A 13,578-nucleotide genomic window follows, 5' to 3' on the forward strand; every position below is an offset into this window, starting at 1 on the left:
CCGTGACGAAACGTCCGCTCGTTGCCATTATCGCCGCGGTCGCCGACAATGGCGTGATCGGCGTCGATGGACGACTGCCGTGGCGCCTGTCCACGGACATGAAACGTTTTCGCCAACTGACCATTGGAAAGCCTGTGATCATGGGTCGAAAGACCTTCGAATCGATCGGCAAGCCGCTGGCCGGCCGACGCAACGTCGTCATGACCACGCGTCCCGAAAACCGGCCAAGCGGGACGGAGACCGCCGGCAGCCTCGCGGCGGCGCTGTCATTGGCCGGTGACGACGCCGACGATGTGACTGAGGTCATGATCATCGGAGGAGCCGCCGTCTACGCCGAGGCGATGAAGGCCGCCGATCGACTCTACATCACCCATGTCAAAGCGAGCCCAGCCGGAGACGTGGTTTTCCCCGCGATCGACCCGACAGACTGGCAGGAGACGACGTCGGAAGACGTCCCGGCGGGGGAGCGCGATACGGCAGCGACGCGATTTGTGGTCTACGATCGTGCCCCACCCGCCGGTCCTTGATTTGACACAAAGCCCGTGCAGCACCATCTGATGGCAATCCGGCGGTTTCGCCCGACGCCGGCGCGTTGAAACCCATAGGCAAGTCGCCTATAACCCGCGCCACACTAGGATAGGGCGGAATCGCAGCGTTTTTCGGGCGATCCGTAGAGCTTCGGAAAGGAGCGAAATGCCCTGGGACAACCAGTCCAGCGGCGGTGGCGGCTGGAAGAGCACCGGCGGCGGTCCTTGGGGCCAGCCTCCTCGTAATTCAGGCGGTGGTGGAGGCGGCAGCGGCGGCGGCCCAACGCCTCCGGATCTGGAAGAGTTGCTGCGGCGCAGTCAGGACAGACTGAAAAACGTCTTCCCTGGTGGCGGAGGCGGCGGCGTCAATCGCCTGGTGGTGATCGGGATCATCGCAGCGATCGTTGTGTTCGCGGCGTTCCAGTTCTTCACCTTCCGGGTCCAGCCCGACGAGCAAGGCGTCGTTCTTCGCTTCGGTGAATACAATCGCGAGGCGGCGCCCGGCCTTAACTTCCGGCTCCCGTATCCGATCGAAACCGTGTTCACGCCACGGGTGACGCGCGTCAACCGGGTGACGATCGGCCAGTTCGGCGAGGACACCAACAATAGCGGTCGCGACATTCCCGAAGAGAGCCTGATGCTCACCGGCGACGAGAACATCGTCGACATCGACTTTTCGGTCTTCTGGGAAATCGGCAACGCCCGGAATTATCTCTTCAACATGGAAGACCCGGACGGTTCGGTGAAGGCCGCCGCCGAGAGCGCCATGCGCGAGGTTGTCGGTCGTTCGAACATTCAGCCGCTGCTGACCCAGGCCCGTCAGATCACCGAGTCCGAGGTCCAGGAACTGATCCAGCAAACGATGGACGAGTACGGGTCCGGCGTGCAGGTCAATCAGGTCCAGCTTCTGAAGGTCGACCCGCCGAGCGAAGTTATCGACGCGTTCCGCGACGTCCAGGCGGCTCGGGCCGATCAGGAGCGTCTCCAGAACGAGGCGCAGACCTACGCGAACCGGATCATCCCGGAAGCGCGCGGTCAGGCATCGCAGATCACCGAGGCGGCGATTGCTTACCGCGACCGGATCACCAACGAAGCGCAAGGTCAGGCGGACCGGTTCACGCAGGTCTACGACAGCTATCGCACCGCGCCGGACGTGACGCGTCAGCGCATGTATCTGGAAACGCTCGAGGACGTGTTCTCGAACACGAGCAAGGTGATCATCGACGAATCCGGTGCCGGCTCCGGCGTGGTTCCTTACCTGCCGCTCGATTCGCTTGAGCGCCGCACCACCGGAGGAGGCAACTAATGCGCCGCGGGATCTTTGGCGGGATCGGCCTGGTCATCATCGCGATTGCCGGCTTCATCCTCTACCTCAGCTTTTTCATCGTCGAACAGACCCAGCAGGCCCTGGTGCTTCGCTTCGGCGACCCGGTCCGCGTGGTGACGTCGCCCGGGCTTAACTTCAAGCTGCCGCTGATCGATAACGTCGTCTATCTCGACAAACGGATTCTCGACCTGGATTCGCCGCCGCTCGAGGTGATCGCGTCGGATCAGAAACGGTTGGTCGTCGACGCATTCGGTCGGTACAAAATCGTCAATCCGCTGCGCTTCTTCCAGTCGGTTGGCTCTGTGCCGATCGCGGACTCACGACTGTCCGTTCTGCTCAACTCTGCGGTGCGACAAGTGTTGGGTGACGCGACGTTCATCCAACTGGTGCGTGACGAGCGCTCCGATCTGATGGCGCGCATCACGGAGCGGGTGGATCGCGAGGCGGCCGACTTCGGCATCGACGTCGTCGACGTCAAGATTCGCCGAGCCGACCTGCCGGAGGCCAACAGTCAGGCCATCTACCAGCGGATGCAGACCGAGCGTCAGCGGGAAGCCACCGAGCTTCGGGCGCTGGGTGAGCAGCAGGCACGTCGTATTCGCGCCGAGGCGGAACGCACGGCGACGGTCATCGTTGCCGAAGCCAACCAGGAGTCAGAGCGGGTCCGTGGTGAGGGCGAAGGCCGGCGAAACAATATCTTCGCTGAGGCGTTCGGTGTCGATCCCGAGTTCTTTGCCTTCTACCGGTCGATGCAGGCGTATCAGGAAGGCCTTGGCGGGACGTCCGACACGCGGCTCGTGATCTCGCCTGACTCGGAGTTCTTCCGGTTCTTCAACGGCGCGATGGGTACGACCCCGGTCGGTGTCCCCGCGCCGGCGGAAGAGGTGCCGGAGTCGGACGAAACGGCCGCGGTTCCATTGATTGAACCGGACGGATCGGCGGAGGTTGCTCCTGCCGACACGGCCGCCGTACCGGCTGCGGATGAACCGGTCGAGTCGACGGCCGAAATCCTAACCCCGGTCGTGGAGCCCGCCGCCGACGCGGATGCCACGCTGGTCGTCGAGGATGCGCCGGTGCCGGATGCCGAAAGCATCACGATCGAGTGAAACGGATACCGCGATCCTTTCGGTGGTCGCGGTTTCGCCCTAGTTCAGGCATGATCTCGATTGCGCGCCGGCCTCCGCGTCCGGAGAATGCCGCCGTATCTGCAGGAGAATTGCCGATGTCCGTTGTGTCACGACTCGCCGTCAAGACTGGCGAAGCCCGAAGATTGGCCGCCGCCGCGCTGATTGGCGCCAGTCTGGCTTTCGCCGGGCACGCGTCGGCTGACGACGACCCCCCGGGCCCGGAATCGGTCGCCGACATCGCGGTCGAGCTGCTCGATTCGGTGGTGAACATCTCGACCAGTCAGACGGTCACCGGATCCCGCAACGTCCCCGCGCCGCGCCTGCCGGACGGGTCGCCGTTCCAAGAGTTCTTTGACGAGTTCTTTGATCAGCGACCAGGTACGGGTGACGACAACAACCGCCGGCCCCGGCGGGTTCAGTCACTCGGCTCGGGCTTCGTGATCGACGAATCCGGCATCATCATCACCAATAATCACGTGATCGAGGGCGCCGACGAAATCACCGCGAATTTCGCGGACGGATCGCGGTTGAAGGCCGAGCTTGTCGGTCGCGACGAGAAGACCGATATCGCCGTCCTCAAGGTTGAGCCGGAAAGTCCGCTACGCGCGTTGCCGTTTGGCGACTCGGAGGGCATCCGGGTTGGCGACTGGGTTATGGCGATCGGTAATCCGTTTGGGCTGGGCGGAACCGTGACGGTCGGCATCGTCTCGGCGCGCAACCGCGACATCAATTCGGGACCCTACGACAACTTCATCCAGACCGACGCCTCGATCAATCGCGGCAACTCCGGCGGCCCACTGTTCAACATGGCCGGCGAGGTAGTGGGTATCAACACGGCGATCATTTCGCCCACCGGTGGATCGATCGGTATCGGCTTCGCGGTACCGTCGAGCACGGCGGTGAATGTGATCCAGCAGCTTCGCGAATTTGGTGAAACCCGTCGTGGCTGGCTCGGTGTCCGCATTCAGGAAGTCACCGAAGAAATCGCCGAGGGCCTGTCGATGGCCGAAGCGGTCGGTGCGCTGGTGGCCGGCGTGACCGACGAGGGGCCGGCCGCGGACGCCGGCATTCTTCCCGGTGACGTCATCTTGCAGTTCGATGGCCAAATAGTCGATGCGATGCACGAATTGCCTCGGATGGTCGCCGATCAGCCGGTCGGCAAGGAAGTCGAGGTGAAGGTACTGCGCCGCGGCGAAGAGCAGATGGTTACCGTCAAGCTGGGCCGGCTCGAGGAGGCCGAGGCTGAGTTGGCCGCGCTGTCGAACGAGGCCGAGGAAGAAGCGGAAGAGCCGCCAGTGTTCGAAGGACCGCTCGGTCTCTCCCTATCCGACCTTTCGCCGACGCTCCGCGATCGGTTCGAGATCGACGAGGAAGTGAGCGGCGTCGTGGTGACCGAGGTCGCCGCGGGTAGCGCGGCGGAAGAGAAGCGAGTCCAGCCCGGCGACGTGATTCTGGAGATTTCTCAGGAACCGGTCGCGACACCGGAAGAGGTCGAGTCGCGGGTCAATCAACTGAAGACCGATGGTCGCAAGTCGGCGTTGCTCTTGCTCGCCAACAAGGACGGCGATCTCCGCTTCGTGGCGGTGACGATCAACTGACCGGGCTTCACCGAATTTCGATCGAAAGGGCGGCCATCGGCCGCCTTTTCGTTATGGGCGCCAGTCCTTCTCGGACAAGCGGTAGAGAACGTGGCGGGCGAGGGGATGCCCCACCGGAATGCGCGGGTGATCGAAATCCTCAGACGGATCGCGTCGCATCCCCAATCGTTCCATCACGGCTCGAGATCGACGGTTCTCGACTGTTGTGAAGGACACGAGCGACTCCATCCCGAGGTCGTCGAAGGCCAGGGCAATCGTGGCGCGAGCGCCCTCGGTTGCGTAGCCCTTTCCCCAGAACGGCCGCGCCAGTCGCCAGCCAATCTCGACAGCGGGCATGAAGGGTGCCTGGAACCCCGGACGGGACAGGCCAGCGAAGCCGCAAAACGCCCCTGTCTCGCGTGTTTCGATCGCAAACCAGCCCCAGCCGTGCGCTTCAATGTGGGCCATCTGCGAATCGACAAAGCTGTCGGATCGCGCCCGGGTGTATGGCTCCGGGAAATAGGCCATGACGTCCCGGTCCGCATTCATCGCGGCGAACGGAGCCCGGTCGGCGTCTCGCCATTGCCGGAGTCTCAGGCGTTCGGTCTCGATCATGTGACAAATTCGTCGCGCCGATAGCCTTGCAGATAGAGCAGAGCGGTCAGGTCGGCGTGATCGATCCGGGCGTCGGCGACGTCGGCGAGTTTCGGCTTGGCATGATAGGCAACACCGAGCCCAGCCGCCGACACCATGGCGATATCGTTGGCGCCGTCGCCGACCGCGAGCGTATCTTCGTGGGCGACTTCCAAACGCTCCGCTTCTTCCAACAGCGCAAGACGCTTGGCATCTGGCCCGACCACCGGAAGCGCTACCGTGCCGTCCAGGCTCCCGTCTTCGCCGTTGAGGCGGTTGGCGCGGACCACGTCGAAACCGATCATTTCCCCGATCGGCTCGGCGAAGTCGGTGAAGCCACCCGATACCAGCACGGCGGTCGCGCCGTTGGCACGCATGGTTGTCACCAGGGTGTGTGCGCCGGGGTTGGGCGTGATCCGTTCAGCGATGACCTCAGCGATGACGTCGCGGGACAGGCCGGCAAGCAGGCTAGCGCGTTCGTGAAGCGCCGGCTCGAAGGCGATATCGCCGTGCATCGCCCGATCGGTGATGGCGGCAACCTGCGGCTTGAAGCCAGCATAGTCGGCCAGTTCGTCGATGCACTCCTGGCCGATCATGGTGGAGTCCATGTCAGCGACCAGCAGCTTCTTCCGCCGGTGCGCGGCCGGCTGAACCACAACGTCGACCGGGTGATCGGCGACCGCAGCCGCTATCGCCGCGTTGGCACTTGTCGGGTCGCCGGTGGAAAACGCAACGTCGACGGCTTCGCCTTCGCTCAGCCAGGTGACCCAAGGGTCGGGCGCAAAGTCGGTCGCGACCGCAAGCGCCGCACCGAGAGCGGCGTCGTTGCCGGGCCGTGCGATTAGCGTGGCGACAAAGTCGGTCATGTCGAAACGAGGCACCCGCGTGTTGGACCCGATCGAGCGATTGCTCGCCCCGCGGCCACCCGCGGTCCTGATAGCCGGCCCCAAGGCGAGCGGCAAGTCGGGCAACCGTCAGGTCCGATCCCTCACGTGGCCGCCACTATGCGGCCGTGTGACGCGGGTCGCAGTCAAAAACCTGCGGTTGTCTATACGGAGCCATGGATAGAACGCCCGGCGAAAGCCCGGCAACAAGTTTAGAGAGAGACGACAATGCTAGATCTTACAACTTTCAACTTCACGGACCTTTCTGACGTCGCCAACTTCACTGACACGCTGACTATCCCGCCGGACCTGTCGCCGGCCGTCGGCATCTTCAACGAAGACCTGGTGAAGGCCCTTAGCGGCAGTGATCTGATCGAAGCACGCCTGACCGCGACGCTTGGCAACTCCGTCAATGTCACGATCACCGGCCTGGCGAACAACACCGTCAATAGCGAGATCCTGACGGGTCGAGGCCTCGACCAGATCCTCGGTCACATCGAGGTCGACGGCGGGGAAGATAGCGACCTCGCTCTATTCGGCATCGACAACACCGACGGGTCGATCAAGACCGGCAAGGCCGGGGATCGGATCGAGGGATCGGTGATCGCGACCGACGATGGATCCAGCGCCATCGAAGCCTTCGGCTTCCAGGGCGGCTTGGTCAAAACGCAGGGCGGTCAGGACAAGGTCAAGGGCTTCGCCTCCGCCGAGGGCGGTTCTGACAGTGGAGCGTTCGCCGTCGGAATTGCCAATGCCGACATCGAAACCGGCCATGGCCACAATCTCGTTCGCGGCAAGGCGATCGCGCAGTCGGGGTTGGGCCCCGACGCGACGGGCTTGTTCTTCACCAACGTCACCGGCGGCAGCGACGATGATCGGGTGATCGGCGTTGCGGAGATCTCCGGCATGGTCGGCGGACCGGCGGGCCTTGCCAAGGGAATCGATGGATTCGACGGTGAGTGGGCCAGCATTCGCACCCGGGACGGGGACGATCTGATCGAAGGCAAGGCCAAGGTGTCGATAGAGGCCGGCGCTGAGGGCACCGGACAAGGCATCGATGGGGGGCGCTTCAAGACCGGACACGGCGATGACATCGTGAGCGGCCGTGTCGTGGTGGACATCGCCGACGGCGGCGATGGCAGCGGCGCCATTGGTATCAACGACGCCGCCATCGACACCGACAAGGGACGCGATGTGATTATCGGCGAGTCTATCACGACGGTAGCGGAAGGAGCTTTGACCTCTGACGCCAGCAACAGCCGGGGCATCAACGGCGATTTCATCAGCCTCTTCGACGACTCCGACACGATCATCGGCCGGGTCACCAAAATCGGCGGCGAGAACGATGACTTGTCGAACAACTCGGGAATTAACAATGTCTTCCTCTTCACCGGGGAGGGCCGTGACAATGTACTGGGCGAAGTGGAGGTGCGCGGCGGGATAAACAGCGATGTCAGCGCTAGCAGTGGCATCAGCAACTCGAACATCTTCATCAACGAGGGAGGCAAGGTGATCGGACGGGTTTTCGCGGAAGCCGGGGACGGCAGCAACGTCGGGTCCCTAAGCGGTATCTACAACACCACCTTCACCACCGGCCCCGACAGCGACAAGATCAAGGGCAAGGTCTCGATCTCGGTAACCGGAACCCCGTCCGAGGCCTTCGGCACCGGCCTCGACGGCAACGGCTGGTCGATCTCCACCGGCCGCGGGGACGACGAGGTCATCGGCATCGGCGCCGACATCGCGATCGGCGGCGAGTCCTACGGTATCAAAGACTACTCCATCTCGCTCGACCGTGGCGACGACACCGTCTACGCTCGTGGAGCGACAGCCGGTGTCAAAGATGTCCACATCAAGGGCTTTTCCGGTGACGACCTCTTCGACCTGCACAGCGGCACCGGGTTGGTCAACGGCGGCCGGAAAGAGGACACGCTGGTACTGAGCGGCAACTCGGGCGACTTCACCTTCACCAACAATGGTGGCACGGCCGGCAACATCACCGACAGCGGGGTCACCGATCTCGACGTCAAGAAGATCGAGAATTTCCGCTTCGACAACGGGCTCTTCAGTTTTGACGAGCTTTTCGTGGTCTGAGCGGGTCGGAAAGCGACCGGTTCCACCGCGGTCGCGTTCTCGGCCGCCCGTCGCCATGTTATCAGCGTGGCGACGGAGCCGGTCATGTCGGAACAAGACACCCATCTGTTGCACCCGATCGAGCGGCTGCTCGCCCCGCGGCCATCTGCAATCCTGATCGCCGGCCCGACCGCCAGCGGCAAATCAGGGCTGGCCATGTTGATCGCCCGACGTCACGGCGGCGTTGTGATCAACGCGGACTCGATGCAGGTCTATCGCGACCTGCGGGTTCTGTCGGCGCGGCCAAGCGAAGCCGACGAAGACGCGATCCTCCATCGTCTTTACGGGCACGTCGGGGCCGAGGTGCGGTACTCGGCCGGACAGTGGTTGGCCGATGTCGCGCCGGTTCTGTCGACCGCCAAAGCCGAGGGGCGACTGGCGGTCGTGGTCGGCGGGACGGGACTCTATTTCGCCGCTCTGACGGAGGGGCTGGCTTCCGTACCGCCAATCTCGCCCGAGGTGCGCGCCCGCATCGCCGCCATGTCGGCTAAGACTGATAGCGCAGAGCTGCACCGCATATTGGTCGCCCGCGATCCTGAAGGCGCAGCAACGGTTCGCCCATCGGATCGTGGCCGTATCGTCCGGGCCCTGGAGGTGCTGGAGGAAACCGGCAAGCCGCTGTCGGAATGGCGGGCGGAGGCTCACGTCGAGCCGGTTCTCGCGGATCCGGTGCCGCGCGTGGTGATCGCGCCGGACCGAGCTTGGCTCCATGCCCGTATTTCCGAGCGGGCCGACGCGATGCTGGCAGCGGGAGCGCTCGACGAAGTCCGGCGTCTCATGGCGCGGGGGTTGCCGGGGGATCTCCCAGCGAAGAAGGCGATCGGCGTCCGGCAGTTCGCCCATCACCTGGCCGGACGGTGTTCGCTCGAAGAAGCGCTCGCCGGGGTGAAGACAGAGACCCGGCGCTACGCGCGCCGTCAGGAGACATGGTTCCGTGGCCGCATGGCGGATTGGTTGCGCGTCTCGCCGGCCGACTGGCAGGAAGTCGGTTGACCCGGTGAGACCGCGCGCTTATGTTGCACCGCAGTTCGAAGAGACATCCGAAATGACGTCAACGATCCTCGTAGTATCGAAGCGCACCGCCACGATGGCTTAGGCCGTCGCGACAGGTGGTGCGCAAACGGGCCCCCAAGGGGCCTTTTTTTATGGCAGAACGTGAAACAGTCGGGCGTACTGAGGTGATGAGATGAAACGGCAAAAGAATGGATCGGCAACCAAGCGATCCGCCAAGCACGGGGCGCAGATGACCGGCGCCGAGATGGTGGTCCAGGCCCTAATCGATCAAGGCGTCGGGCACGTTTTTGGCTACCCGGGCGGTGCCGTCCTTCCGATCTACGACGAGATCATCCAGCAGGATCAGATTGACCATATTCTCGTGCGCCACGAGCAGGGGGCCGGTCATGCGGCCGAAGGCTACGCGCGATCGACCGGCAAACCGGGTGTTGTCCTGGTGACTTCGGGACCCGGTGCGACCAACATGGTGACGGCGCTGACCGACGCACTGATGGACTCCATCCCGATGGTGTGCCTGACGGGGCAGGTGCCCACCCACCTGATCGGCAACGACGCCTTCCAGGAGTGCGACACCGTCGGCATTACCCGGCCTTGCACCAAGCACAACTGGTTGGTGCGGGACGTCAACGATCTGTCACGGGTTCTGCACGAGGCGTTCTATGTCGCAGCCCACGGTCGTCCCGGTCCCGTGGTTGTCGACATCCCCAAGGACGTCCAGTTCGCCACAGGTACCTACACCGGCCCGAACCATATCGAGCACAAGACCTATCGTCCGCGCACCAAGGGCGATCCGGATGCGATTCACGCAGCGGTCGAGATGATAGCCAAAGCGAAGAAGCCAGTGTTCTATTCGGGTGGCGGCGTCATCAATTCGGGGCCGCGCGCAACGGAGTTGCTACGGGAGTTCGTGAAGCGGACCGGCTACCCGATCACATCGACACTCATGGGCCTCGGCGCGTATCCGGCGTCCGATCCGCAGTGGATCGGCATGCTCGGGATGCATGGGACCTACGAGGCCAATAACGTGATGCACGACTGCGATCTGATGATCGCGGTGGGGTCACGGTTCGACGATCGGATCACCGGGCGGATCGATGCGTTTTCGCCGGGATCGAAGAAGATCCACATCGATATCGATCCGTCTTCGATCAACAAGAACATCCGCGTGGACGTCCCGATCATCGGTGATGTTGCCGAGGTGCTGGACGATATGTTGGCCGTTTGGGAGGCCGAGCAGTACAAGCCCAACAAGACGGCGCTCAAGGCCTGGTGGAAGCAGATCGACCAATGGCGCGCCCGTGACGGCCTTGCCTATCGGCAGAACGCGGACATCATCATGCCGCAATACGCCATCGAACGGCTTTATGCGGCGACCAAGGACATGGATGCCTACGTCACGACCGAAGTCGGTCAGCACCAGATGTGGGCGGCTCAGTTCTACGGCTTCGACGAGCCGAATCGGTGGATGACTTCGGGCGGGCTGGGGACGATGGGATACGGCCTGCCGGCGGCACTCGGCGTGCAGGTGGCCCATCCGAAGAGCCTGGTGATCGATATCGCCGGCGATGCGTCCGTGTTGATGACGATGCAGGAGATGTCGACGGCGGTTCAGCACGACCTGCCGATCAAGATCTTCATCCTCAACAACCAGTACATGGGGATGGTCCGGCAGTGGCAGCAGCTTCTTCACGGTAACCGGCTGTCGCACAGCTATATGGACTCGCTGCCAGACTTCGTGAAGCTCGCCGAAGCCTACGGGTGCGTCGGCATCCGGGCCGAGAAGCCGGGCGAACTGGACGACGCGATCGCTGAAATGATCGCGGTCGATAAGCCGGTGCTATTCGACTGCCGGGTCGCGGCGCTTGCCAACTGCTTCCCGATGATCCCGTCAGGCAAGGCCCACAACGAGATGCTTCTGCCCGAGGAAGCCAACGACGAAGCCGTGGGCAAGGCGATCAGCGCGGCAGGCAAGGTGCTGGTCTGATGACGCGGACTAAACAGGGCATCGCCAAACCGGCGACCAAGCGATCGCGCGCGGCAACCAAGCCGGCTGCGAAGACGACGCGAAAGGCGCCCGCCCGCAAGCGGCGGGCGCCAGTTCCACCGCCGGCATCGGCCTATTTCATCGAAGAGCGGCACGACCGGTTCGAGAGACATACGTTGTCCGTGCTGGTCGATAACGAGCCAGGCGTTCTCGCGCGCGTCATCGGCCTGTTCTCGGGCCGGGGCTACAACATCGACAGCCTCACCGTCTCGGAGACGGAGCACGAGAAGCACCTATCGCGGATCACGATCGTGACGAGCGGCACCCAGATGGTGCTTGCCCAGATTCGGAACCAGCTCGAGCGTCTCGTGCCGGTCCACTCGGTCGACGATCTCACCCGTGAGGGTAATCCGCTGGAGCGGGAACTCGCCTTGGTGAAGATCGCCGGTACCGGCGACCATAGGGTTGAGGCGCTCCGCATCGCGGACGCCTTCCGGGCCGAAGTCGTCGGAGCATCGACCGAGCACTTCATCTTCCAACTGACCGGCCGGACCGACAAGGTCGCTCAGTTCATCTCGATCATGGAGCCACTGGGGCTGATCGAAGTCTGCCGGACGGGTGTCGCGGCAATGAACCGTGGTCCTGAGGCGATGACGGAATAAGGAGCGGCATTCCGCCATGCCTGCCAAGCTTTCGGTCAACATCAATGCGATCGCCTACTTGCGCAACCGTCGCGATCTACCCTGGCCGAGCGTCGTCGATATCGGTCGGATTGCACTCGAGGCCGGCGCGGCCGGTCTGACCGTTCACCCGCGGCCCGATGAACGGCACATACGACGCGACGATGTTCCGGCACTGGCTGCGCTGATCGCGGATTCGTTTCCTGATCGCGAATACAACATCGAGGGTAACCCGGACGCGCGGTTCACCGAGCTCGTCGAGGCCGTCCGGCCAGCACAGGTGACTCTCGTGCCTGACGACGTGCGACAGGCGACCTCAGACCACGGCTGGGATATTGCCGCGCACAGCGACTTCCTGACGACGATCGTCGCCCGGCTGAAGGCCGGTGGCATGCGTGTGTCGCTGTTCATCGATCCCGATCCGGCAAGCCCGCCACTCGCCCGCGACGTCGGTGCGGATCGCATTGAGATCTTCACGGGTCCATACGGAGCCGCGGTTAGCGAAGCAGACCGGAAGGGCCAACTGGAGAGCGTTGTCGCGACGGCCTCAGCCGCGCGGGAGGCGGGCCTCGGCGTTAACGCAGGGCACGATCTCACCCTCAACAATCTACCGCCGCTAGTTGCCGCCGTGCCATTCCTGGCCGAGGTCTCCATTGGTCATGCGCTAACCGCTGACGCCCTTCGGTTCGGGATGGCGGATACCGTCCTGCGTTATCGTCACGCCTGCGGCGAGATCATCTGAGCCGCGCGACGGACGCGAGGCATCAGAAGCTTCGATCGTAGCCGAACGTTTCGAAGTCGGGTTGATACATCGCGTAAATTGCCCGCTTCAGATCGTCTGTCAGTAGATCGTTCATGTCCTGCTTGCCGCTGGAGACGTTTTCCCGCGTAGGCTTGTCGTCATTCGTTCGCGCCGCCCCAGCATTACCCAGCAGCACATCGATATCGTAGTCAAACGACTCGACCTTGCCGATGAAATCGAACTTGAGATCGTTGTAGCTGATCGCCGTGCGCTGAAGCCCGAAGTGATGGCTGAAATCGATACCGTGTTCGCGAAGCAGGCGGACATAGTCTTCAAACGAGATGCGTTTCTTCAGGAAAGCGATACCGCGCAGGTGGCTCGACCAAGCCGCGGGCCCGCTGGCGATTTGCATCGCTTTGGCGAAGTAGTAGTCATTTCTTGAGTATTCTTTCGCGACACGATTCAGCTTATTATAGTAATTGGACACGCATCGGCTGTAGGGATCGCGAACAAACGTGAAGAATGTGTAGTTTGCGTGTCGTTTCTGAAAGCGGCGAGCCCGTTTTCGAGAAAACTTGATCCTTGAAACGCCAGCATCCCTGGCGATCGCCTTGAACGAGTCTCGCCGCAGCGCCTTTCTGGCTGGCATGTTCGGCTGAACTCCCGAAAGCGCCAGCATCAGTTTGAATATGGAACTCGACGCGGCTTTCGGATTGGTGACGTAGATCAGGCGCAGCTTATCGGATTTGACGACATGCAAAGCGGTAGAACCTGGAAGTCTAGTGGTGAGAGAGCGACATGCGCCGCTGGCGGTGGCTTGAGGCCGGCAGGTTCGCCGGACACGGCACTCGCAGGACTGATGACCGTTAGCAGGAAGCGGTGCTCCGGATCAAATCTATTGGCCGCCGCGTCGATGACGGCAATTCGCCGCAGGAGAGTTGACCTGTGAC

12 protein-coding genes are annotated in these 13,578 nt (G+C 63.0%); 9 read left to right on the forward strand and 3 right to left on the reverse strand.

The features are described from left to right. The first annotated feature begins 2 nt into the window (after window positions 1-2). From ACO076_RS11015 to ACO076_RS11030, 4 genes are all read left to right on the forward strand, one after another. On the forward strand, window positions 3-527 hold the full coding sequence (locus ACO076_RS11015) for a dihydrofolate reductase (protein WP_421722879.1): 525 nt from the start codon (window positions 3-5) through the stop codon (window positions 525-527). Window positions 528-693: 166 nt separating this feature from the next. After that, a complete protein-coding gene (gene hflK / locus ACO076_RS11020) occupies window positions 694-1,833 on the forward strand; it encodes an FtsH protease activity modulator HflK (protein ID WP_421722880.1) in 1,140 nt (379 codons plus the stop codon). Beyond that, on the forward strand, window positions 1,833-2,960 hold the full coding sequence (locus ACO076_RS11025) for an SPFH domain-containing protein (protein ID WP_421722881.1): 1,128 nt from the start codon (window positions 1,833-1,835) through the stop codon (window positions 2,958-2,960). The genes hflK and ACO076_RS11025 overlap by 1 nt, the downstream gene beginning before the upstream one ends. Window positions 2,961-3,076: 116 nt before the next feature. Beyond that, window positions 3,077-4,579: a Do family serine endopeptidase gene (locus ACO076_RS11030; RefSeq protein ID WP_421722882.1), complete on the forward strand. Its 1,503-nt coding sequence runs from the start codon at window positions 3,077-3,079 to the stop codon at window positions 4,577-4,579. Window positions 4,580-4,630: 51 nt separating this feature from the next. Here the strand turns inward: ACO076_RS11030 and ACO076_RS11035 are convergent, their stop codons facing one another. Next, window positions 4,631-5,173, reverse strand: a complete 543-nt coding sequence (locus tag ACO076_RS11035; RefSeq protein WP_421722883.1) for a GNAT family N-acetyltransferase — start codon at window positions 5,171-5,173, stop codon at window positions 4,631-4,633. Next, complete coding sequence (gene serB / locus ACO076_RS11040) at window positions 5,170-6,057, reverse strand: phosphoserine phosphatase SerB (protein WP_421722884.1); 888 nt, start codon at window positions 6,055-6,057, stop codon at window positions 5,170-5,172. The genes ACO076_RS11035 and serB overlap by 4 nt, the downstream gene beginning before the upstream one ends. Before the next feature lie 246 nt (window positions 6,058-6,303). Between serB and ACO076_RS11045 the strand changes: the two genes are divergently transcribed. The 5 genes from ACO076_RS11045 (at window position 6,304) to ACO076_RS11065 (ending at window position 12,628) form a co-directional block, all read left to right on the forward strand. After that, the gene (locus tag ACO076_RS11045; RefSeq protein WP_421722885.1) at window positions 6,304-8,169 is read left to right on the forward strand and encodes a hypothetical protein; all 1,866 of its coding nucleotides are present in this window, start codon (window positions 6,304-6,306) and stop codon (window positions 8,167-8,169) included. Between the two features lie 84 nt (window positions 8,170-8,253). Further along, window positions 8,254-9,201: a tRNA (adenosine(37)-N6)-dimethylallyltransferase MiaA gene (gene miaA, locus ACO076_RS11050; protein WP_421722886.1), complete on the forward strand. Its 948-nt coding sequence runs from the start codon at window positions 8,254-8,256 to the stop codon at window positions 9,199-9,201. Window positions 9,202-9,451: 250 nt separating this feature from the next. Next, entirely contained in the window at window positions 9,452-11,206 is a 1,755-nt protein-coding gene (locus tag ACO076_RS11055; RefSeq protein ID WP_421726720.1) for an acetolactate synthase 3 large subunit, read from the forward strand. After that, complete coding sequence (gene ilvN / locus ACO076_RS11060; RefSeq protein ID WP_421722887.1) at window positions 11,206-11,868, forward strand: acetolactate synthase small subunit; 663 nt, start codon at window positions 11,206-11,208, stop codon at window positions 11,866-11,868. Before ACO076_RS11055 ends, ilvN begins: the two co-directional genes overlap by 1 nt. Window positions 11,869-11,884: 16 nt before the next feature. After that, window positions 11,885-12,628 carry a pyridoxine 5'-phosphate synthase gene (locus tag ACO076_RS11065; protein ID WP_421722888.1) on the forward strand — a complete coding sequence of 248 codons (744 nt, stop codon included), beginning with the start codon at window positions 11,885-11,887 and terminating at the stop codon, window positions 12,626-12,628. A 22-nt stretch (window positions 12,629-12,650) separates the two neighbouring features. Here the strand turns inward: ACO076_RS11065 and ACO076_RS11070 are convergent, their stop codons facing one another. Further along, a complete protein-coding gene (locus ACO076_RS11070) occupies window positions 12,651-13,388 on the reverse strand; it encodes a sulfotransferase family 2 domain-containing protein (RefSeq protein ID WP_421722889.1) in 738 nt (245 codons plus the stop codon). Between the last annotated feature and the right edge of the window lie 190 nt (window positions 13,389-13,578).

This window comes from Bauldia sp. (genome assembly GCF_965232525.1).
Classification (GTDB): domain Bacteria; phylum Pseudomonadota; class Alphaproteobacteria; order Rhizobiales; family Kaistiaceae; genus Bauldia.